The 19,838-nt window shown below is 72.8% G+C and carries 24 protein-coding genes; 11 read left to right on the top strand and 13 right to left on the bottom strand.

What is annotated here, in order from left to right:
* Positions 1-353 precede the first annotated feature (353 nt).
* The 3 genes from ACGFI1_RS43750 to ACGFI1_RS43740 form a co-directional block, all read right to left on the bottom strand.
* Positions 354-650 (bottom strand): hypothetical protein, encoded by a 297-nt coding sequence (locus ACGFI1_RS43750; protein ID WP_364547371.1) that lies wholly within the window; start codon positions 648-650, stop codon positions 354-356.
* 313 nt (positions 651-963) lie between these two features.
* Positions 964-1,140: a hypothetical protein gene (locus tag ACGFI1_RS43745; RefSeq protein WP_171069189.1), complete on the bottom strand. Its 177-nt coding sequence runs from the start codon at positions 1,138-1,140 to the stop codon at positions 964-966.
* Positions 1,141-1,168: 28 nt separating this feature from the next.
* On the bottom strand, positions 1,169-1,555 hold the full coding sequence (locus ACGFI1_RS43740; protein ID WP_364547365.1) for a hypothetical protein: 387 nt from the start codon (positions 1,553-1,555) through the stop codon (positions 1,169-1,171).
* Between the two features lie 352 nt (positions 1,556-1,907).
* Here ACGFI1_RS43740 and ACGFI1_RS43735 point away from each other — a divergent pair, with 352 nt between their 5' ends.
* The 4 genes from ACGFI1_RS43735 to ACGFI1_RS43720 all read left to right on the top strand — a co-directional run bounded on the left by ACGFI1_RS43735 (position 1,908) and on the right by ACGFI1_RS43720 (position 4,243).
* Positions 1,908-2,651: an SDR family NAD(P)-dependent oxidoreductase gene (locus tag ACGFI1_RS43735; RefSeq protein WP_392793537.1), complete on the top strand. Its 744-nt coding sequence runs from the start codon at positions 1,908-1,910 to the stop codon at positions 2,649-2,651.
* Complete coding sequence (locus ACGFI1_RS43730) at positions 2,651-2,971, top strand: DMT family transporter (protein WP_386876533.1); 321 nt, start codon at positions 2,651-2,653, stop codon at positions 2,969-2,971. The genes ACGFI1_RS43735 and ACGFI1_RS43730 overlap by 1 nt, the downstream gene beginning before the upstream one ends.
* Positions 2,972-3,111: 140 nt before the next feature.
* The gene (locus ACGFI1_RS43725; protein WP_392793536.1) at positions 3,112-3,456 is read left to right on the top strand and encodes a helix-turn-helix domain-containing protein; all 345 of its coding nucleotides are present in this window, start codon (positions 3,112-3,114) and stop codon (positions 3,454-3,456) included.
* Between the two features lie 118 nt (positions 3,457-3,574).
* Positions 3,575-4,243 carry a metallophosphatase domain-containing protein gene (locus ACGFI1_RS43720; RefSeq protein ID WP_392793535.1) on the top strand — a complete coding sequence of 223 codons (669 nt, stop codon included), beginning with the start codon at positions 3,575-3,577 and terminating at the stop codon, positions 4,241-4,243.
* A gap of 21 nt (positions 4,244-4,264) precedes the next feature.
* Here ACGFI1_RS43720 and ACGFI1_RS43715 read toward each other — a convergent pair whose 3' ends face one another.
* Positions 4,265-4,630, bottom strand: coding sequence for a hypothetical protein (locus ACGFI1_RS43715; protein WP_392793533.1), 366 nt, complete (start codon positions 4,628-4,630; stop codon positions 4,265-4,267).
* Positions 4,631-4,790: 160 nt separating this feature from the next.
* Here ACGFI1_RS43715 and ACGFI1_RS43710 point away from each other — a divergent pair, with 160 nt between their 5' ends.
* Together ACGFI1_RS43710 and ACGFI1_RS43705 are read left to right on the top strand one after the other, a co-directional pair.
* A complete protein-coding gene (locus ACGFI1_RS43710; protein ID WP_392793532.1) occupies positions 4,791-5,138 on the top strand; it encodes a YciI family protein in 348 nt (115 codons plus the stop codon).
* Positions 5,135-6,283: an RNA polymerase sigma factor gene (locus ACGFI1_RS43705; RefSeq protein ID WP_392793531.1), complete on the top strand. Its 1,149-nt coding sequence runs from the start codon at positions 5,135-5,137 to the stop codon at positions 6,281-6,283. Before ACGFI1_RS43710 ends, ACGFI1_RS43705 begins: the two co-directional genes overlap by 4 nt.
* Before the next feature lie 2 nt (positions 6,284-6,285).
* Here ACGFI1_RS43705 and ACGFI1_RS43700 read toward each other — a convergent pair whose 3' ends face one another.
* From ACGFI1_RS43700 to ACGFI1_RS43670, 7 genes are all read right to left on the bottom strand, one after another.
* Positions 6,286-7,248: an EamA family transporter gene (locus tag ACGFI1_RS43700; protein WP_392793530.1), complete on the bottom strand. Its 963-nt coding sequence runs from the start codon at positions 7,246-7,248 to the stop codon at positions 6,286-6,288.
* 107 nt (positions 7,249-7,355) lie between these two features.
* Positions 7,356-8,270: a 23S rRNA (guanosine(2251)-2'-O)-methyltransferase RlmB gene (rlmB, locus tag ACGFI1_RS43695; protein ID WP_387077861.1), complete on the bottom strand. Its 915-nt coding sequence runs from the start codon at positions 8,268-8,270 to the stop codon at positions 7,356-7,358.
* Positions 8,271-8,430: 160 nt separating this feature from the next.
* Positions 8,431-9,825, bottom strand: a complete 1,395-nt coding sequence (gene cysS, locus ACGFI1_RS43690) for a cysteine--tRNA ligase (RefSeq protein WP_364547342.1) — start codon at positions 9,823-9,825, stop codon at positions 8,431-8,433.
* Between the two features lie 114 nt (positions 9,826-9,939).
* Entirely contained in the window at positions 9,940-10,791 is an 852-nt protein-coding gene (locus tag ACGFI1_RS43685; RefSeq protein ID WP_392793529.1) for an alpha/beta fold hydrolase, read from the bottom strand.
* Positions 10,778-12,055 (bottom strand): RNA polymerase sigma factor, encoded by a 1,278-nt coding sequence (locus ACGFI1_RS43680; protein ID WP_392793528.1) that lies wholly within the window; start codon positions 12,053-12,055, stop codon positions 10,778-10,780. The genes ACGFI1_RS43685 and ACGFI1_RS43680 overlap by 14 nt, the downstream gene beginning before the upstream one ends.
* Positions 12,052-12,408 (bottom strand): YciI family protein, encoded by a 357-nt coding sequence (locus ACGFI1_RS43675; RefSeq protein ID WP_205719424.1) that lies wholly within the window; start codon positions 12,406-12,408, stop codon positions 12,052-12,054. The genes ACGFI1_RS43680 and ACGFI1_RS43675 overlap by 4 nt, the downstream gene beginning before the upstream one ends.
* 130 nt (positions 12,409-12,538) lie before the next feature.
* Complete coding sequence (locus tag ACGFI1_RS43670; protein ID WP_392793527.1) at positions 12,539-13,267, bottom strand: DUF6585 family protein; 729 nt, start codon at positions 13,265-13,267, stop codon at positions 12,539-12,541.
* Positions 13,268-13,483: 216 nt separating this feature from the next.
* Between ACGFI1_RS43670 and ACGFI1_RS43665 the strand changes: the two genes are divergently transcribed.
* The 3 genes from ACGFI1_RS43665 to fahA are packed head-to-tail and all read left to right on the top strand — an operon-like array spanning position 13,484 to position 16,622.
* Positions 13,484-14,596, top strand: a complete 1,113-nt coding sequence (locus ACGFI1_RS43665; RefSeq protein ID WP_392793526.1) for a hypothetical protein — start codon at positions 13,484-13,486, stop codon at positions 14,594-14,596.
* Between the two features lie 29 nt (positions 14,597-14,625).
* Entirely contained in the window at positions 14,626-15,408 is a 783-nt protein-coding gene (locus tag ACGFI1_RS43660) for a hypothetical protein (RefSeq protein WP_392793524.1), read from the top strand.
* Entirely contained in the window at positions 15,405-16,622 is a 1,218-nt protein-coding gene (gene fahA / locus ACGFI1_RS43655; RefSeq protein WP_392793522.1) for a fumarylacetoacetase, read from the top strand. The genes ACGFI1_RS43660 and fahA overlap by 4 nt, the downstream gene beginning before the upstream one ends.
* Here the strand turns inward: fahA and ispF are convergent.
* Together ispF and ACGFI1_RS43645 are read right to left on the bottom strand one after the other, a co-directional pair.
* A complete protein-coding gene (gene ispF, locus ACGFI1_RS43650; RefSeq protein ID WP_392793521.1) occupies positions 16,619-17,092 on the bottom strand; it encodes a 2-C-methyl-D-erythritol 2,4-cyclodiphosphate synthase in 474 nt (157 codons plus the stop codon). The two genes, fahA and ispF, sit on opposite strands and share 4 nt — an antisense overlap.
* Positions 17,093-17,126: 34 nt before the next feature.
* Complete coding sequence (locus ACGFI1_RS43645) at positions 17,127-17,609, bottom strand: CarD family transcriptional regulator (RefSeq protein ID WP_089328581.1); 483 nt, start codon at positions 17,607-17,609, stop codon at positions 17,127-17,129.
* Positions 17,610-17,959: 350 nt separating this feature from the next.
* Here ACGFI1_RS43645 and ACGFI1_RS43640 point away from each other — a divergent pair, with 350 nt between their 5' ends.
* Together ACGFI1_RS43640 and ACGFI1_RS43635 are read left to right on the top strand one after the other, a co-directional pair.
* Positions 17,960-18,730 (top strand): hypothetical protein, encoded by a 771-nt coding sequence (locus tag ACGFI1_RS43640; RefSeq protein ID WP_387077883.1) that lies wholly within the window; start codon positions 17,960-17,962, stop codon positions 18,728-18,730.
* 199 nt (positions 18,731-18,929) lie between these two features.
* Complete coding sequence (locus ACGFI1_RS43635) at positions 18,930-19,826, top strand: hypothetical protein (RefSeq protein ID WP_392793519.1); 897 nt, start codon at positions 18,930-18,932, stop codon at positions 19,824-19,826.
* The last annotated feature ends 12 nt before the right edge of the window (positions 19,827-19,838 follow it).

Here is a 19,838-nt window from a genome sequence, read left to right as displayed (position 1 = left end):
GGGAACCATTGAGACGCGACCTTGACCGGTCGGGCCTCTTCGCAACCGCAGCCGAGACAACGCCTCGACGCGGAGTTGGCCAGGCCGCTTACGCGGCATCTGCCTTTCGTGTTGAGATCATGGCCCTATCGTCCCACGGGGCTGGCTAAAGCAAAGACGCCCCCGACGAGGCACTTGGGTCGGAGAGGCTGCGCGTGCGTGACTGGGGAACCCCGTGGTTCCCCAGCCCCCTCCTGGCCCCGGAGGGCGCACTCTCGCGCGCGTCCGTCTGTCACGGGGTGCGCGCCGTGCGCGCGGGAGCACCCTCCGTACAGGTTCGTTCGTCTGTTGCGGCCCCGGTTCGGAACGGCCCCTCAGAGAGATCGAAGGGCTTCTTGCAGGTCAGCGCCGTACGAAGCCCAGCAGGCGACGGAACCGTCCGGCTGCAGGGCGCCCATGTACCACTCGCCTTCGATGCTGACGAGACACAGGCCGTCGAACTGAATGATCGTTCCGACCCGGTCTGCCGGAACGGGTTCGTGAGCTGACTGATGGTCGGTCCACTCCTCAACCAATACGGGTCTTTTCGTCGGCGACACTGCGGCACTGTCGTCACCCGACACTGTGCGTACTCGCTCGATCGTCCAACCTGCGGGAAGCGAGGAGGTCATTCGCACAGCATCGCAGGCGACGCGATGTCACGGTCGTCCGTGACCAGCTTCGCGAACTGATCGACGGCGTGCCTCCCTGGGAGCCACCGTGGGAGCGATGGCGACGGATGATCTCGGATCGTGGTGAACTAGTTCGGATGAGGCGCAGGTCATCGGCCCAGCGTGCGGACGGGTTCGGACGGCGGCAGTGATCGTTTGGCGATCTTGTAAACAGAAGGTTAGGGGTTCAAGTCCCCTCGCCGGCTCCCAACTCAAAGCCCCCTTGCGATCACCACAAGGGGGCTTTTGCCAGCGGTCTTGCTGACAGCAGGGTCTACGCGGCACCGCCGATCCGGGCGGCGGAGATCGTGGGCGCTTCGGCGAGTTGCTCGTTGACGGCGTGCGCGTAGACGCGCAGCGTGATGGCCGGGTCAGCGTGCCCGTGCTGTGCAGCTACGACGTGTGCGGGGACGCCCGGAAGTTGAAGGGGCGTCGCGGGCGTGGTGGCCAATGGCAGGCCCGACCGGGGTCACGAAGGCTCAAACAGTCCACTCACCTGAGGTCGTCCATCGCTGGACGCGCCCCACGTAACGAAGAGCGCGCCTGAGGGCGGGTACACCGATCACCACGGCCAAGGCCCCGAACGCGAGCATGTACGGTGCCCGATCCTGTCCGGCGCGTCTTTCCCTCACGAGATCGCTGTAGTTGCGGGGACCGTGACCGGTGAAGCACGTGTACGGGCCGTCCGGGTTCATCACTTCGCCGCCGCACTTGATCGGCCGGTCGGCCACATAAAGGTCGTGAGCACCGATGAACACCATCGTCGCCCCGCACCCGATCAGCAGAAAGAAGAACGCGGACAGCAGCAATGCCGCAATCGCCCGCGGGCGACCTCCAGGAGGTGCAGGCGGACGAGGCATGATCACGCTCCCTGGCTACCAAGGTCGATCACCGGGATGCTACTCGGCAGTGATCAGCGCTGCCGGGGTCTCGCGACCCCCGGTCCAGGGAGTTGGTGAGCGCTCCCGCGCGGACCTGGCCCTCGCACCGTCTCGCCCTACGGGCGGTCACGACCCCGGCCCGGGACGGGCGAGGGTTGATGGTCGCAACGGTTGAGTGCGGCGTCGGCGCGTTCGGCGGGTGGGTTTCCGACGACTGGCGGTCCCGCCTCGTGTCCCCTCTCGGCGCAGACGGCAGCCTGACGGAGTTGTATCCGGAGACTGCTCCGGTTACGCTCCCTAAGCGGAAACTATTCCTTTTAGTGCCTTGGAGGTTGGGATGGCTACTGCTCTGGAGGGTCGGACGGCCCTGGTCACGGGTGGCGGACGCGGTATCGGAGCCGCGATCGCGCTGCGTCTCGCGCGGGACGGCGCGGACGTCGCGGTGACCTATGTGCGGGCCGCTGAGCGGGCCGCAGACGTGGTCCGCGGGATCCAGGCGGCGGGCCGGCGCGGCCTGGCGATCGCGGCGGACGCGGCCGACCCCGCCGCGGCGGCGGGCGCCGTGGACCAGGTCGCAGCCGAGTTCGGACGCCTCGACATCCTGGTCAACAACGCCGGGATCGCGCCGTTCGGGCCCGTGGAGGACGTCTCGGCCGAGGAGCTGAACCAGACGATCGACCTCCACGTCCGGGCCGCGTTCGTGACGGCGCAGGCGGCGGTCCGCCATCTCGGCCCGGGTGGACGGATCATCAACATCGGCAGCAGCATGGCCGAACGCGTCCCCTACCCGGGGTGGACGCTGTACGCGATGACCAAGTCCGCGCTCACCGGCCTCACCCGTGGCCTCGCCCGCGACCTCGGACCGCGCGGGATCACCGCGAACGTGGTCCAGCCCGGCTCGACCGACACCGAGATGAACCCGGCCGACTCCCCCGACGCCGAGTTCGAGCGCGGCTTCACGGCACTCGGCCGGTACGGGCGCGCCGAGGAGGTCGCCGCGATGGTCGCGCACCTGGCCGGCCCGGGCGGCGACTACGTGACCGGCGCGTCGATCGCGGTGGACGGGGGGTACGCGGCCTGATGGCATGGGTGCTGCTGCTGGTCGCCTCGCTCATGGAGTTGGTGTGGGCGACGGCGCTGAAGTCGTCCGACGGCCTGACCAGGCTTGGACCGACCGTGATCGGGCTGGCGGTGGCGGTGCTCAGCGTTGTGGTGCTGTCGCTGTCGCTGCGGACGCTGCCGGTCGGCACCGCGTACGCGGTGTTCGTCGGGCTGGGCGCGGTCGGCGTCGCGGTGGCGGGGATGATCGCGTTCGGCGAGAGCACGTCGCCTGCCCGGCTGCTGTTCCTCGCGTTGATCGTGGTCGGCGTGGTCGGCCTGCAACTCGCCGAGGGCTCCTAGCCCTGGTGGTGCGGCTGACAGGCTGGCCGGCGAGGCCGGCCCGATCACGTGCACACGGGTGGCTGTAAGCGGGAGGTCGGCGGCACATTCCCTCGCCGGCTCCTGCGTCAAAGGCTCCTCGCGATCGTTGCGAGGGGCCTTTGACGTCGAGCAGTCCGCGGCACGCCTTCCGTCTCTTCGCGGAGGCGTTCAGTTCGGATTCGTCCACCAGGGTGGTCATCGCTCGTCCGATTCGCTGCCCGCCGGCCGCGAGTTGCAAGCCGCCGGAACGGCCCAACGTCGGCACCTATGGCGGTCTCGCTTCTCAGGGGACGCGGATCGGCCGGCTGGCCCGCGAAGGCCAGTCCAATCTCGAGGTCGCCGCCCAGCTGCTCGTCAGCCCCCGGACGGTGGAGTACCACCTGAGAAAGGTCTTCGCCAAGCTCAACATGAGCTCGCGCAAGCGGTTCGACAGCGTCCCGCTCAGCCGCCTCGACGCGCACTAGTTGCCCGGCGAGATCTCTCAGCGGGCCGTTGATTTGGGGGCCCTGCTACTGTGGTCGGTGGCCGTCCAGGACCATTTGCTCACGGGTGCGGCAGGGGCGGGCTCAGTAGGCTTGGGTTATGCGGATTGTGGCGGTTGCCGATACGCACACCTTTCATCGCGAGCTCACCGTTCCCGACGGGGATGTCTTCGTGCATGCGGGTGACCTGTGCCGGCGCGGCAAGGACCTTCGGGAACTCGAGGACGCCGCTGACTGGATGCACGGCCTTCCACATCGAACGAAGGTGGTCGTCGCCGGGAATCACGACTGGATGTTCATGGACGCGCCCGCACGTGCCCGCGCCGTCCTGGCCGATCGCGGCATCCGCTACCTGGAGGACGACGGGACGGAGATCGACGGCGTCACGTTCTGGGGAAGCCCCTGGCAGCCAGAGTTCAACGAGTGGGCGTTCAACCTGCCCCGAGGACGTCCCCTGGCGGAGAAATGGGCCTTGATTCCGGACGGCGTCGACGTGCTCGTCACTCACGGGCCTCCGCTGGGGATCGGTGACGCGAACGCCTATCCCGGACGGCACGGTTGCGCGGACCTGCTGGCCAGGGTGCGGCAAGTGCGTCCCAAACTCCACCTGTTCGGTCACATCCACCAGGACGGGGGCCTCTGGCGCCACGCGGACACGACATTCGCCAACGTCACCACGTGGGAGTGCGAGCGCGGCCCCACCGTCGTCCGGCTGGAGACCTCGGGTGCCGTGGGCGAGGTCGTGCCTCCGGCGCGAAACCCCGGCTGAGATCGCTGCGGGACGCTGATGTCAGGCGGCTACTTCGGAGAAGCGGACGACGACGTTCTCCTTGCCGATCGATTCGATGGTGATGTTCAGGTTGGCCTCCTGGGCCTCGCGGTCGTTCAGCGAGACGGTGATCCCGGTGGCGGCGACGTTGAGGGTGACCCGGGCGGGTTCGGTGTTCAGGAGTTCGACGTCGCGGCCCAGGACGGAGGCGGTGGAGGGGCCTTCGCGGTCGAAGGTCACCGTGCAGGGGCTCTTGGCGCGGCCGATGGTGGTCCGCGCGCACTCGACTTTGGCGTTCTTGGTGTCGGCGCCGCAGGCGGCCACCGGGCCGACGGTCAGGAGGGCCAGCGCTAAAGCGGTCAGCGGCTTCCGCCGGAAAACGATCACTCGCCGAACTCTAGCGATGGCATGCGGAGGATTTTCTCGCGTCGGGTGTCGATTTCGGGAGGTGGCGTTCGTGTAGGGGGTGAGAGCGTCCGGAGGTGCTCGCGGGCCGTCGACGGGAACGACGGGGTCACCGGGGTAGGGGACGCGATGAGGAGGAAGCATGAAGCTCTACGCGCTGAACATGATCCAGCCGGTGGGCGATCCGCCGCCGCCGAAGGTGCTGGACAAGATCATGGCGGACATCGCGGAGATCCGGCGGGATCTGGAGCTGGAGGAGTCGTGGGTGTTCGGACGGGGCTTCCACGGTCCCGAGGCGAGCACCATGGTGCGGCCGCGCGGGGACGACTGCGTCGCGACGGACGGCCCCTGGACCGAGGGCAAGGAGCACATCGGCGGCATCACGATCATCCAGGTGGAGGATCTGGACGCGGCGCTGCGGGTGGCGGCCAGGTTCGTCAAGGTGACGGGGCTGCCGATGGAGGTGCGGCCGTTCCAGGGCGAGGTGTGATCGACCGGGTCTTCCGGGAGGAGCACGGCCGGGCGGTGGCCGTCCTGGTCCGGGTCTTCGGCGATGTCGACGTCGCCGAGGACGCGGTGCAGGACGCGTTCGCGGAGGCGGTCCGGAGGTGGCCGGCGGACGGGACGCCGCCGAGCCCGGCCGGGTGGATCATCACGACGGCGCGGAACAAGGCCATCGACCGGCTGCGCCGGGAGGCGCTGCGGGCCGGCAAGCAGGCGGAGGCGATGACGGTGCTGGAGCCGGTCGAGGTGGGCGCCGTGCCGGACGACCGGCTCCGGCTGATCTTCACGTGCTGCCATCCGGCGCTGGGACAGGAGGCGCGGGTGGCGTTGACGCTGCGGCTGCTCGGCGGCCTGACGACGGCGGAGATCGCGCGCGCCTTCCTGGTGCCGGAGAAGACGATGGCGCAGCGGCTGGTCAGGGCGAAGGCGAAGATACGCGATGCCCGGATCCCCTATCGGGTGCCGGAGGAGCGGGAGCTGCCCGAGCGGCTGTCCGGTGTGCTGGCCGTCATCTATCTCGTGTTCAACCAGGGCTATGGCGGCCGGGAGGAGCTGGGCGCCGAGGCGATCCGGCTGGGGCGGGTGCTCCGGGAGTTGTTGCCGGACGAGCCCGAGGTGCTGGGTCTGCTGGCGTTGATGCTGCTCATCGAGTCGCGGAAGGCCGCCCGGGTGCGGGGCGGTGAACTCGTCCTGCTGGACGACCAGGACCGCCGGTTGTGGGATCGCGGGCTCGTCGAGGAGGGGCAGGCGCTCGTCCGGCGGTGCTTGGAGATCGACCGGCCGGGGCCGTACCAGATCCAGGCGGCCATCAACGCGGTCCACAGTGACGCGGCGGCCGAGGGCACGCGGTGGGTCCAGATCCTGCGGTTGTACGACCAGTTGATGGCCGTGGCGCCGACCCCTGTGGCGGCGTTGAACCGGGCCGTGGCGGTGGCCGAGGTCGAGGGTCCGGAGGCCGGTCTGGCGCTGGTGGACGGGCTCGACCTCGGCCGGTACTACCTGTTCCACGCCGTCCGCGCCGATCTGCTGCGGCGGCTCGGGCGGGACGCGGAGGCCGCGGCGGCGTACGACGCGGCCATCGAGCGGGCGGAGAATCCGGTGGAGATCGCGTTCTTGCGGAAGCGGCGCTGAGGTCAGGCTCGTCCCGCCGGCTGCGGGACGGGCGGGGGCGCGTCCGCGGCGGGCCCGTCCGCGACGGCGTCCGCGGGCGGTGCGGGCCTCCGGCTGAGGGACTGGCCGGCGATCAGCGCGCCGAGCGCGATGGTGAACCCGACGACCTGCCAGAACGTGAGCGTCTGGCCGAGGATCAGCAGGCCCGCGAGGGTCGCGACCATCGGGTTGGTCAGGCCGAGCAGGGACACCGAGGTCGGGGGCAGCCGGTCGATGCCGCGGAACCACAGCGCGTACGCGATCGCGGTGCCGACGATGCCGAGGTAGGCGAAGCCCAGCACGTTCTCGCCGGTGACGGACGCGGGGACGCCCTCGGTGAGCAGCGTGAGCGGCAGCAGGGCCAGGCCGCCGACCGTGAGCTGCCAGCCCGTCATGACCAGCGGTGATTCGGGGCGTCCCCACTTCTTGGCGAGGACGATCGCGACGGCCATCAGGGACGTCGCGGTGAGCATGGCGGCGATGCCGAGCGGGTCGAGGCGGGCGTCGGCGGTCAGCGTCAGCAGCGCGACGCCGCCGGTGCCGGCGAGCGCCGAGTACAGCACGGCGCGGGCCGGGGCGACGCGCAGGACGCCGAGCGACAGCAGCGCCACGACCAGCGGCTGGACGGATCCGATGGTCGCGGCGACCCCGCCGGGCAGCCGGTAGGCGGCGAAGAAGATCAGCGGGAAGAAGGCGCCGAAGTTCAGCATGCCGAGGACGATCGACTTCCACCACCAGTCGCCGCGCGGGAGGCGGCGGCCGGCGGCGAGCAGGACGAGCCCGGCGGGGAGGGCGCGCAGGGTCGCGGCGAGCAGCGGGCGGTCGGCGGGCAGCAGGGTGGTGGTGACGACGTAGGTGGTGCCCCAGCTCGCCGGCGCGAAGGCGGCCAGGGCCAGGTCGGACGCGTAGCGGCTGCGCCGCGTCGCGGATGCCGCGGTGGCGGTCACGGACGATCACCTCGAACCGGACGATCCCAACAGGTACGCGAACGTCAATTATCTGAACGTTGAGATTATTCCCGTTGAGAGAAATCGAGTCCGGGGCGCGGCGGAGATCAGGCGCGCAGGCGGCTGACCTCGTAGAGGGCGATGCCGGCCGCGACGCCCGCGTTCAGCGACTCGGCCTTGCCCGGCATCGGGATCGTCACCAGCATGTCGCACGTCTCGGCGACCAGGCGGCTGAGCCCCTTGCCCTCCGAGCCCACGACCAGGACGAACGGCCCGGACGCGACCTCCAGGTCGCCGACGGTCACGCCGCCGGCGGCGTCCAGCCCGGCGACGAAGCAGCCCGCCTTCTGGTACGCCTTGAGCTGCCGGGTCAGGTTGGTGGCCTGCGCGACCGGGCAGGTCGCGAGCGTGCCGGCGGACGACTTCCACGCCCCGGCGGTGACCCCGGCCGCGCGCCGCTCCGGCACCACGACGCCGTTCGCGCCGAACGCCGCGGCGGACCGGACGATCGCGCCGAGGTTGCGCGGGTCGGTGATCCCGTCGACCGCGACGACCAGCGGGGACGACCCGGTGAGCAGGTCGTCGGGGTGCGCGTACCGGTACGGCTTGACCTGCAGCGCGATGCCCTGGTGGACGGCGCCGTCGGTCAGCCGGTCGAGCTCGTTCTTGCCGGTCTCCAGCAGCGGGACGCGCCGGTCGGCGGCCAGCTGGATCGACTCGCGGACCCGCTCGTCGGTGCTGGACATCACGTACAGCGCCGTGCCGGGGACGCCCGCGCGCAGCGCCTCGACCACCGGGTTGCGCCCGGTGACCAGCTCGGGGACCTCGCCGTTGGCGCGGCGCGCACCGGCGGGGCGGCCCCCGGCGGACGGCGCGGCGGCGCCCTTCGCGCGGGCGCCCGGGCCCAGCGTCGGCGTGCCGGTGCGCTTGGAGCTCTTCACGGCGCGGGCCTTCTGGCGCTTGGCGTGCCAGTGCCGGTCCTCGGCCTTGGGGGTGGGTCCCTTGCCCTTGCGCTTGGCCATTGTCGGTTACGCCCCTCGCGACGGTTGCGTGCTCGCCCTCGCGGCTGCCGGGCGGCTCAAGATCTCAGCGGGACGGCGCCCTGCGACGCACTGGCGAACCCCCGCGAACATCCGATTTTATCCGGTGCGCGGCGCCCCTCAGTCCCGTCGATCGCCCGGCTCAGTCCCGTTTCAGTTCCCAGCGCGGGCCCTGCGGGGTGTCCTCGACGAGGATCCCGGCCTCCGCCAGGCCGTCGCGGATGGCGTCGGCGGACGCGTAGTCCTTGCGCTTGCGCGCCGCCTGCCGCTGCTCCAGCGCGACGGCGACGAGCGCGTCCACGACGGGACGCAGGTCAGCCTCGCCGGCGCGGTTCCACTGCGGCGACAGCGGGTCGATGCCGAGGACGTCCGCCATCGCCCGGACGGAGGCGAGGGCCTCGCGCGCCGCGTCCCGGTCGCCGGACGCCAGGGCGCTGTTGCCGTCCCGGACGGTCTCGTGCAGCACGGCCAGCGCCTGCGGGACGCCCAGATCGTCGTCCAGCGCCTCCTTGAACGCTGACGGCACAGAGGACACCGGTACGTCGCCCAACACTTCGCCGGCGCGCGTTACGAAGCCCTCTATCCGCTGGTAGGCGGAGACGGCCTCGGCCAGGGCGGCGTCCGTGTAGTCCATCAGGGAGCGGTAGTGCGCCGAGAGCAGGTAGTAGCGCACCTCCACCGGACGGGCCTTGCCCAGCAGGTCGGGCAGCAGGACCACGTTGCCCACCGACTTGCTCATCTTCTCGCCGTCCACGGTGAGGAGCCCGTTGTGCAGCCAGTAGCGGGCGAAGCCGTCACCGGCCGCGCGCGACTGCGCGATCTCGTTCTCGTGGTGCGGGAAGATCAGGTCGACGCCGCCGCCGTGGATGTCGAACGCCGGGCCGAGGTACTTCGTCGCCATGGCCGAGCATTCGAGGTGCCAGCCGGGGCGGCCGTCGCCCCAGGGCGTCTCCCAGGACGGCTCGCCCGGCTTGGCGCCCTTCCACAGCGCGAAGTCGCGCGGGTCGCGCTTGGCGTCCTCGTTGGGGGTGTCGCCCGCCGACCGCATGTTGTCGAGCCGCTGGTTGGACAGCGCGCCGTACTCGTCCGCCCACGACTTGACGTCGAAGTACACGTCGCCGCCCGCGGGGTAGGCGTGCCCCTTCTCGATCAGCCGGCGGATCAGCACGATCATCTCCGGGACGTGCCCGGTGGCGCGCGGCTCGACCGTCGGCGGCAGGCAGCCGAGCAGGTCGTAGCCCTGGTTGAAGACGCGCTGGTTGCCCTCGGCGATCGCGAACCACGGCACGCCCTGCTCCGCCGCCACCGCGATGATCTTGTCGTCGACGTCGGTGACGTTGCGCGCGAACGTCACCTCGTAGCCGGACGCGCGCAGCCAGCGCAGCAGCACGTCGTAGATGACGCCCGAGCGGAGGTGGCCGATGTGGGGTGACGCCTGCGGGGTCGCACCGCACACGTACATCCCCACGCGGCCCTCTTCCAGGGGCTCGAACGTGCGGACGGTACGGGTGCCGGTGTCGTAGAAGCGCAGGCTCACAGGTTCAGGTTATTGGATCAGGCGTGCCGCGCGTCGTGCATCGCGCCACGCGCGGCATGCCATCGGCCTATGCGGTTCGCGTCATGCCGGTGCCGATCGCCTCATGCGACCGGGTCATGCCTTGGCGAACACGGCGTCCAGCCGGGCCGCGAACGCCTCCGCCTCGGCGCCGAAGCCGCCGTGGTCGCCCGGGTACACCTCGGCGGATGTGCCGAGACGCTCCGCCAGCGCGAGGGCGGCCCGGTGCGGCGGCTCGCCGGCGGACTGCTCCCCCGCCGCCACCACGATCCGGACGGACGACCCGCGCAGCGCCTCGACATCGGGTACCTGCCGCCCGAACCCCGGCACCTCGTAGCCGACGAAGAACCCGGTGTTCTTCTCGAAGCGCGCGAACATCTCCAGCATCTCGGGGTCCGGCTCGCCCTGCTGCTCCTCGCCGGAGCCGCCGTCCGAGCCGCCGTCCGGGTCGTCCGAGTCGTCGCCCATGCCCATCGCGGCGCCGAAGACCCCCATCGCCGGGCCGACGCCGCCGTCCCGGTAGGCGCGCTCCACGTCCGCGATGACCGTCTCCCAGCGCGCCGCGTCCGGCAGCAGGCCGAGCAGCGGCGGCTCGTGGGCGACCAGCGCGCGCACCTGCCCGGGGTGCCGCGCCGCCAGCTCCAGCGCGATCTGCGCCCCCGAGCTGTTGCCGAACACGAACGCGGGCCCGTCCGCCACCTCGGCGAGCAGCCGGGACGCGTCGTCGGCGTGCACCGCGACGTTCTGCGGCTCCGGCGGGCCGGACAGCGGGCTGCGCGAGTTGCCGCGCCGGTCGTACGTCACGACCGTGTACCGGTCCGCGAGCAGCCCGGCGAGCCCGGCGTAGCCCGCCGCGTCGTAGATTCCGCCGCAGATCAGCAGCAGAACGGGCCCCGACCCGCGCACCTCGTAGTAGAGGGACGCACCGGGAACGTCAAGCGTCGTCATCGTCTTCTCCATCGGATCCGTTGAGTCGTGAGGCGCGGGAGTCGAGGTAGCGGCGTTCGGGCAGGCTCGTCGTGCGCCGCGCCGCCTCCCGGTACGCCTCCCGCGCCGCGTCCGGGTCGCCGGCCATCTCCAGCAGGTGGGCCCGGACGGCGGCGAGCCGGTGGTGTCCGGCCATCCGGGCGTCGCCGTCCAGGGTGCGCAGCAGCTCCAGCCCGGCGGACGGGCCGTCCACCATGGCAAGCGCCACTGCCTCGTTCAAGGTGACCATAGGGTTCGGGGACAAATGCGACAGCAGCCGGTACAGCCCGAGGATCTGCCGCCAGTCGGTGTCCTCGGCGCGCGGCGCCTCCGCGTGCACGGCGGCGATCGCGGCCTGCAGCTGGTACGGGCCGGGCGGCGACCAGGTGAGGGCCTCGGTGATCAGTGCCGTGCCCTCCTCGATCGCGTCCCGCCGCCACAGCGTCCGGTCCTGCTCGGTGAGCGGGATCAGCAGGCCGCCGCGCCCCGTCCGGGCCGGGCGCCGGGCGTCGGTGAGCAGCATCAGCGCGAGCAGCCCCGCGACCTCGCCGTCCCCCGGCAGCAGCGCGCGCACCCCCCGCGCCAGCCGGATCGCCTCCGCCGTCAGGTCGGTGCGCTGCAGGTCCGGCCCGCTGGACGCCGTGTAGCCCTCGTTGAACACGAGGTACAGCACATGCAGGACGGCCCGCAGCCGCGCGTCGCGCTCCCCGGCCGGCGGCATCGCGAACCGCGCCCCCGCCGCCTTGATCTTCTGCTTGGCGCGGCTGACCCGCTGCGCCATCGTCGCCTCCGGGACGAGGAACGCGCGCGCGATCTGCGCCGTGGTCAGCCCGCCGACCGCGCGCAGCGTCAGCGCGACCTGCGAGGGCGGCGACAGCGCCGGGTGGCAGCACAGGAACAGCAGCGTCAGCGTGTCGTCCCGGTCGGCCGCCCGGCCCTCCCCCGGCCCCGGCGCGGCCCCCTCGCCCGCCAGCGCGGTCTCCTCCGCGAAGACGGCCGCCTCGCGGTCGCGCCGGGCCCGCTCGCTGCGCCACTGGTCGGTGAGCCGCCGCGTCGCCACGGTGAGCAGCCAGCCGCGGGGGTTCTCCGGGACGCCCTCCCCCGGCCACTGCACGGCGGCGGCCAGCAGCGCCTCCTGCACGGCGTCCTCGCAGGCGTCGAAGGCGCCGTGCCGCCGCACGAGCGTGCCGAGCACCTGCGGCGCGAGCGCGCGCAGCAGGTCCTCGACGGCCGGGGGCGTCCTCACATCTCCGTCCCGGCCTCGGTCATGACCGCCCGGACCTCCATGTACCCGCCGTACCGGACGTCCGGCCAGCGCGAGGCGATCTCCACGGCCCGCTCCTGCGACTCGCAGTCGACCATGATGTAGCCGGCGAAGTGCTCCTTGGCCTCCAGGAACGGCCCGTCGGTCACGGCCGGCTGCCCGTCCCTCGCCCGGACGGTCTTCGCCGTGGTCGCGTCGGCGAGGGCGTTGCCCTGCACCATCTCCCCCGACTCGGTGAGCTCCGCCATGATCGCGTCGACCTCGCCGAACAGCGCCTCGCGCTCGGCCTCCGTCAGCTCCTCCACGAAGCCGGGACGGTTGTAGATCAGCAGCATGTACTTCACGGGTGCTCCTCTTGTTCGCGGTTCCGGGCGGCCGCGGCGGCCGCTCGTCACAGAACGATCGGAGCCGCGGACACGTTCTCGACATCCCCCGCCGCGATCCGCGAAAAATTCTCCGGCGGGATCAGGTCTCGTCGCCGAGCCGGTGGCACAGGGCCGCCAGCGCCGGCGCGTCCGGCACCTGGGAGGCGACCGCCATCAGGTCCGTCCGGCCGGGGTGCGACCGGACGGCCACCATCCCGTTCTCGATCACCACGTCCCGGACGTCCTTCCACGGCAGCCGCTCGCCGTCCTTCTCGACCCCGTCGAGGTCCACGGTGAACGGGCCCAGCCGCACCGGCTCCCGGGCCCGCACCGCCGCCAGGCAGCGCGGGACGAGCCGGGCCGTCACCTCCTCCGCGACGGCGACGCCGAGCGCCCGGACGTCCGGGATGTCGTCTTCGAGGCGCAGCACGCGGCCGTCCTCCGCCACGATCGTGAAGCGCCAGCGGGTCCGCGGCCCGCCGCGCCGACCGGAGACCGTCACCGACGCCAGCTCGTCCCAGGCGTAGGCGGCCTCGCCGTCCGGCCCGGTGACCGAGAGGCCGCCCGAGTAGAGGCGCGCGACCCGGTGGCGGAGGCGCGGGCGGTCGCGGCCCGCGATCCAGCCGGCGGCCGCCGCGTAGCCCATCGCCAGCAGCAGCGCGGGGATCCCCACCCACCAGACGCGGTCGCGCAGGTAGGAGACGGCGCCGGGGATCAGCGCCAGCGACGCCAGGCTCAGCAGGCCCAGCCACAGCCACGTGCGGCGGCCCGCGGCCCTGCCGTCGAACGTCCGGATCGGCTCGCCCAGCCGATCATGAGGCGGCGCCACGCCGCGCTACCGGGCCTGCCCGGCCCGCATTCCGTCCACGAACCGGCCGTACGGCATCGCAGCCTCCCCTCGGGGTGTCGTCGTCCATACCGTACGTCTCCCCACTTATGGTGCACAGCGACAAAGTGATCACCAAGAAGTTGCGGTTCGGCGCGGTCCGGGCTGGTTAATCTCGGCTCAGGACCTCAGGCGCCCTCTCCCCCGGAACGAGACTCGATGCCAACTGATCGGACCCGGCCCGCCTACAGCCGCGGGCAGCGGCGGCTGCTGACCGCCCTCGCCGGCCTCGTCGTCGCCGCGCTCGCGGCCGGCGCGTACGTGCTCACCTACGCCGTGCTCCGTGAACTCGCGCTCGCCGGCGGGGTGAGCCGGCGCTGGGCGCCGCTGTACCCGGTGATGGCCGACACGCTCGTCGCGATGACGATCCTGTCGCTGGTCGTCACCCGGGGCGCCCGCTGGTGGACGCGGCTGCTGCGCTGGGCGCTGCTGCTCGCCCTCGTCGCCGGGGGCGCCACGCTGCACGTCCAGCACTCCGTGTGGGGCTACGCGTCCCTGCCGGACGACGCGGTGAAGGCCGGGATCGCCGTGGCGCCGCACGTCATGCTGGTGATCGCGCTCTGGCTGTGGCTGACGATGTTCAAGCAGATCCGGGTGGCCCGGCCCGCCGCCGACGACGCGGGCGCGCCCGCGGAGACGCAGCAGCGCGGCCACGTGAAGGTGCTGGAGCCGGCCGCGCCCCCGCTCGCCCTGGAGGCCCCCGCCGAGACCGCGCCGGAGCCGCACGCCCCCTTCCCCGGGGAACAGTTGCCCGAGGAACAGGACGAGCTGATCCCGTTCCTCCCGGAGACCGCCGCCCCCGAGCCGGAGATCCACGAACCGGAACACCACGAGCCGGAGGCTCAGGAGCCGGAGCCCCACGCGGCGGACGCGCACGAGCCCGCCGGGCAGCAGCCCGCCGCCCTGGAGCCCGGCGGGTTCGCGGACGCCCCGTACGCCGGGAGCCTGTCGTCCGAGCCGGCGCCGCCGCTGGACGCGCTCCCCGAGCCCCGGCCGTCGCTCGACCCCGTCCCGGCGCTGCTGCCGACGGACGTCGAACTCGTCCGGAGCCATGACCGCGAGGAGGCGCCGAAGCGGCAGGTGGCGGCGACGACCCGCCCCGACATCGTGGTGCCCGTCCCGTCCGGCCCGCCCGGCGCGGACGAGGACCTCCACGACGCGCCGCCCGCCGACCGCGCCGAGGACCCCGACGCCGGCGACCGCCCGGCCAAGGAGTGGAACCCGCCGCCGTCCGGCAACTTCCGCAGCGGCCCCACCCCGCCCGCCGACTAGCGGGACGGGTCCGGGGTAGGGGGCCCGGCATGAGCGCCCTCCTCGCTCGGCTCCTCGACGACGCCGCGCTCGCCCCGCCGGCCTCCGCCCCGCCGGCCGAGGCCCTGCCCGCCTACCGGGCCGCCGCCCGCGCGCCGGTCACCGGGCGGCTGCGCTGCCCCGCGTCCCGGTTCGCGGAACTGCGGACCCATCTCGTCCCGGAGGACCTCCTCGACCTCGTCCTCGTCGCGGACACCGGCCTCGAGGAGCTGCCGAAGGCGCTGGACGCGGTCGAGGCGGAGCCGCGGGTCCGGCTCCCGGCCGTGGAGATCGCCGTGTCGGAGGACGCCGACCAGGCGCGGGCCGTGGCCGTGGCGGTGGCGCGGCTGCCCGCCGGGGTCCCCGCGCGCGTCGAGGTGCGCCCCTCGCCCGGCTGGCGGGACGCGCTGGACCGCATCGCCGCCGCCCGCGACCACGGCGTGCCCCTCGGCGCCGCGACCCGGACGGCGCCGGCGGCGTTCATCGCGGCCTGCGCCGAGCGCGAACTCGACTTCACCTGCCCGGCCGGGACGGCCCACGAGGCCCTGACCGTCCTGCTGGCTGCGGCGCACGCCGCCGACGACGCCGGTGAACGCGACATCGCGCGGATCCTCGACCGCACCGACGCGGCGGGCCTGGCCGCCAAGGCTCGCGAGCTCCCGGACGCGGCCGCGCGGGCCGCCCGCCGGCTGCTGGCCGCGGTCTGCGTCCGGCGCCTCGGCGCGGCGCGCGCGGAACTGCACCGGCTGGGCCTGATCGAATCGCCGGACACGGGGGAAGATATGTCTCCATGACGACCGAGTCGTGGGTTGAGGTGGACGAGGACGCCGGGTTCGGCATCGAGAACCTGCCGTACGGGGTGTTCGCGCGCCCCGGGGAGCTGCCGCGCGTCGGCGTCGCCATCGGCGACCGCGTCCTCGACCTGGTCGCGATGTCCGCGGCCGGGCTGGTGGAGGACCGGCGCTACTTCGCCTCGGGCTCGCTGAACGCGTTCATGGTCGCGGGGCGCCGCGCGTGGCGGGCGAACCGGGAGCGGGTGACGGAGCTGCTCACCGACCCGTCGTACCGGGACCGGGTCGAGCCGCACCTGCTGCCGGTCGCGGACGTGGAGCTGCTGCGGCCGTTCGAGGTCGCCGACTACGTCGACTTCTATTCGAACGAGCACCACGCCGTGAACGCCGGGCGGATCTTCCGGCCGTCCGGCGACCCGCTGCCGCCCAACTGGAAGCGGCTGCCGGTCGGGTACCACGGCCGCGCGGGCACCGTGTACCCGTCGGGGACGCCGATCATCCGGCCGTGCGGGCAGCGCCGCGCGCCCGGCGACGACGAGCCGTCCTACGGCCCGTCGCTGCGGCTGGACTTCGAGGCGGAGGTCGGGTTCGTCGCGGGCGTCCCGTCCTCGGCCGGCCGGGGCGTCGCGACGGGCGCGTTCCGCGACCACGTGTTCGGGTACGTGCTGGTGAACGACTGGAGCGCGCGCGACCTGCAGGCATGGGAGTCGCAGCCGCTCGGGCCGTTCCTCGGCAAGTCGTTCGCGACGTCGGTCTCCTCGTGGGTGGTGCCGGTCGCGGCGCTGGAGGCCGCGCGCACCGACCCGCCCGTCCAGGACCCGGCGCCGCTGGACTACCTGCGCTGCGACGAGCCGTGGGGCCTGGACCTGCGCCTGGAGGTGCTGATCAACGGGCAGGTGGCGGCGCGCCCGCGGTTCGCGTCGATGTACTGGACGTCGCCGCAGCAGCTCGCGCACGCCACGGTGAACGGCGCGCCGCTGCGCACCGGCGACCTGTTCGCCTCCGGGACGGTCTCGGGCCCCGAACGCGACCAGCGCGGCTGCATGCTGGAGCTGAGCTGGAACGGCCAGGAGCCCCTCGAACTGCCCGACGGCGCGAAGCGCACGTTCCTGGAGGACGGCGACACGGTCACGATCCGCGCGCAGGCGCCGGGGGCGTCCGGCTCGCGCATCACCCTGGGCGAGGTGACCGGCACCGTCCACCCGGCCCAGGGCTAGGGGCCGGGAGGCAGGACCAGGGCGGTCGCCACGGCGGCGAGGCCCTCGCCCCGGCCGGTGAGACCGAGGCCGTCGGTGGTGGTGGCGGAGATCGTCACCGGGGCGCCGCCGAGGGCCTCGGTGAGGGTCTTCTCGGCCTCCGCGCGGCGCTTGCCGATCTTCGGGCGGTTGCCGATGATCTGGACGGCCACGTTGCCGATGGTGAAGCCCGCCTCGGTGACGCGGCGGGCGACCTCGCCGAGGAGGTCGACGCCGGACGCGCCGGACCAGCGCGGGTCGGCGGTGCCGAAGACGGCGCCGAGGTCGCCGAGCCCGCAGGCCGACAGGAGGGCGTCGCACGCGGCGTGCGCGGCGACGTCGCCGTCGGAGTGCCCGGCGAGGCCGTGGCCCTCACCCGGCCATTCGAGCCCCGCGACCCTGAGCGGGCGCGGGGTGGACGAGAACGGGTGGACGTCGGTTCCGACGCCCACCCGTGGCAGCCTCGTGCTCAATTCGGTCGACCGCTCAGCTGGCCAGGACCTCGTCCAGCAGGGCCTCTGCCTTGTCCTCGTTGGTCTTCTCGGCGAGCGCGAGCTCGCTGACCAGGATCTGGCGCGCCTTGGCGAGCATCCGCTTCTCACCCGCGGACAGGCCGCGCTCCTTGTCGCGCCGCCAGAGGTCGCGGACGACCTCGGCGACCTTGTTGACATCACCGGAGGCGAGCTTCTCAAGGTTCGCCTTATACCGGCGCGACCAGTTGGTGGGCTCTTCGGTGTAGGGTGCGCGAAGCACCTCGAACACCTTCTCAAGTCCTTCTTGGCCGACGACGTCCCGGACGCCCACGTCCTCGACGTTCTCAACCGGGACCCGCACTGTCAGGTCACCCTTGTCAACCTTCAGGACCAGATAGGTCCTGTCCTCACCCTTGATGGTGCGAGTCTCGATGGCCTCGATCCGAGCAGCCCCATGGTGGGGGTAGACGACGGTGTCGCCGACCTGGAAAGTCATGTGACAAGTACCCCTTCCGCTAGAACCAGGGTAGCACGGAAACGAGCATGGCTGAACCGGCCATCCAGGCATATGCGCAGGTCAAACCGCATATTGGGGTATTGACAAAGCCCTTTAATGGTGCATCGGCGTCCAGTTCCCCGTACTCAGTGTAGCCGGGAGATCACCGTGATCCCATCGAAACGCCATTACCGGTAAGGGGTCGCCGTGACAAGCATCCGTCCCGCCGGACCCGCGCACGCGTTCCATACTGGGAGGTGAGCCTTCCGCGCGGTGCGGGTACGAAGCGCCCGGAAGGGTTCGAACTGGACGGCGGCCCGGGTGACGCGACCCGTTGAGGGAGGTGCGGCGTGAGGCCGGACGGCGGCGACCCCGACGACTACGGGCTTCCCCGCGTTGACGTCGTGGTGCCCGATGACGCGCGCGAGCTCGAGCGCGACATGGCCGCCTACCACCGCGAGGAGCGGCGCCGGCGGCGCCGCGCCCGGGTCCGGAGGCTCACCCGCCCGGTCACCCGGTTCGGCGTCGCGATCCCGATCATCGCGGGCGCGCTGCTGGTGGCGCTGCTCAGCGGTGTGCTCATGACGGCGTTCGGCCCGCGCCCGGTGCCGCGGCCGACCGGCGCGCAGCTCGCCCCCCGCCCGTCCGCGAGCCCCGGCGAGATCGGCGGGCTGCTGCCGGACCGGGAGGTCGGCACCGGCGCGGACGGCGACGTGGCCACCTCGCTGCGCGACCTGCGCCCCGGCGTGATCGGCATCGTCCCGCCCGCGTACGAGTGCGAGAGCGTGGTGGCCGACCTCGCCGCCAAGACCTGGCAGTACAAGCTCAACTTCTGGCTCGTCGCCGACCCGCGCCCGGCCCCCGGCAAGAAGGCGACCCCGATGAAGGACCTGAAGGCGTGCGCGGGCACCGCCCACGGCGGCACCCCGCTGATCCTGGAGGACCGGGCGGGCGTCCTCGCCGCGGCCTACTCCCCCGCGCCCGGCACGCCCGGCCCCACCGGCACCGGCCTCACCGCCGTGTTCGTCCAGCCGGACGGCATCGTGACCGAGATCGTCCGGGGCCCCAGGCCGGGCCCCGAGCTCACCGGCCGGGTCGAGGCGCTCGGCACCGGCTACTGAGCCCCGGCCGGCCCGGCCCTCCGGCCCGATCTGATCTTCGTGCGCGCATGCGCATGTTCCGCGCGTGCGCGAGCATGATCCGGACGTGCGCGGGCGTGTCGGCGACCCCGGGGAGGGGTCCGCGCCAGGGTCTCGCTACGCTTCCCCTGGCGTATCTCACGCCGCCATCACCATGACATCTCGCGAGGAGACCGACGCCGTGATCCGAAACAGCCGTCGAGTGGTCGTGCTCGCCGTGGCGGGCGCCGTCGCGATCGCGCCGGTGATCTCCGGTTGCGGCGCCGGCATGTCGCCCCAGTCCGCCGCGCCGACGCGGCTGACCGAGGGCGTCAACGTGGCGATCCCCATGGACAAGAAGGCCGCGACCCAGATCGACCTGCGCAACATGTTCCTGCTGGGCGCGCAGGACGGGCAGCTGCTCAAGGCGGGCGCGGACGTCCCGCTCTACGGCGTGCTGATCAACCAGGTCAAGGGCCGCCCGGACCGGCTGGTCGCGGTCAGCTCGCCCGCCTTCGGCAAGGCGAAGATCGCGGGCGGCTCCGTCACGCTGCCGCCCGCCTCGGTGGACGGGATGGGCGGCATGGTCTCCCTGCTCGGCAAGCCGCAGCCGAAGGCGACCGCCTCCGCCACGCCGACCGGCGGGCAGACCGGGCAGCCGACCGGCACCGCGAGCCCGCGGACCACAGCCGGCACCGGCGCCACGCCGAACACCACCAGCACCCCGACGTCGGAGAACACCACCAGCCCGCAGGAGAGCGGCCTCCCGGTGACCCCCGGCCCGGGCGACCAGCCGCTCGTGGTGCTGAGCGGGCTCACCCAGGACCTGGTCGCCGGGTCGACCGTCCCGGTGCGGATGCAGTTCGAGCACGCCGGCGCCATCGAGTTCCAGGTGCCCGTGGCCCCGCACCAGGAGGACTTCGCCACCTACCCGCTCGCCACGCCCACGACGCAGCCGACCGGCACGCCCGGGGCGACCGGCAGCCCGTCGCCGGGCACGACCGGGTCGCCCTCGCCCGGCACGACCGAGACGCCCGGCGCGACCGGGTCGCCGTCGCCCGGCGCGACCGAGACGCCGGGTGCCTCCGGGGGCCACTGACCCCCTCCCGCG

The organism is Actinomadura geliboluensis, assembly GCF_043197915.1.
Lineage (GTDB): Bacteria > Actinomycetota > Actinomycetes > Streptosporangiales > Streptosporangiaceae > Spirillospora > Spirillospora geliboluensis.
This window is presented reverse-complemented; position numbering and strand designations above follow the sequence as displayed.

What these genes read in the sequence shown, in the direction of transcription:
- ACGFI1_RS43750 (WP_364547371.1), bottom strand. Translation starts at nt 650, where the DNA reads ATGACCTCCTCGCTTCCCGCAGGTTGGACGATCGAGCGAGTACGCACA.
- ACGFI1_RS43735 (WP_392793537.1), top strand. Translation starts at nt 1,908, where the DNA reads ATGGCTACTGCTCTGGAGGGTCGGACGGCCCTGGTCACGGGTGGCGGA.
- ACGFI1_RS43730 (WP_386876533.1), top strand. Translation starts at nt 2,651, where the DNA reads ATGGCATGGGTGCTGCTGCTGGTCGCCTCGCTCATGGAGTTGGTGTGG.
- ACGFI1_RS43720 (WP_392793535.1), top strand. Translation starts at nt 3,575, where the DNA reads ATGCGGATTGTGGCGGTTGCCGATACGCACACCTTTCATCGCGAGCTC.
- ACGFI1_RS43710 (WP_392793532.1), top strand. Translation starts at nt 4,791, where the DNA reads ATGAAGCTCTACGCGCTGAACATGATCCAGCCGGTGGGCGATCCGCCG.
- rlmB (WP_387077861.1), bottom strand. Translation starts at nt 8,270, where the DNA reads ATGGCCAAGCGCAAGGGCAAGGGACCCACCCCCAAGGCCGAGGACCGG.
- ACGFI1_RS43685 (WP_392793529.1), bottom strand. Translation starts at nt 10,791, where the DNA reads ATGACGACGCTTGACGTTCCCGGTGCGTCCCTCTACTACGAGGTGCGC.
- ACGFI1_RS43675 (WP_205719424.1), bottom strand. Translation starts at nt 12,408, where the DNA reads ATGCTGCTGATCTACAACCGTCCCGGCTTCGTGGAGGAGCTGACGGAG.
- ACGFI1_RS43665 (WP_392793526.1), top strand. Translation starts at nt 13,484, where the DNA reads ATGCCAACTGATCGGACCCGGCCCGCCTACAGCCGCGGGCAGCGGCGG.
- ACGFI1_RS43660 (WP_392793524.1), top strand. Translation starts at nt 14,626, where the DNA reads ATGAGCGCCCTCCTCGCTCGGCTCCTCGACGACGCCGCGCTCGCCCCG.
- fahA (WP_392793522.1), top strand. Translation starts at nt 15,405, where the DNA reads ATGACGACCGAGTCGTGGGTTGAGGTGGACGAGGACGCCGGGTTCGGC.
- ACGFI1_RS43645 (WP_089328581.1), bottom strand. Translation starts at nt 17,609, where the DNA reads ATGACTTTCCAGGTCGGCGACACCGTCGTCTACCCCCACCATGGGGCT.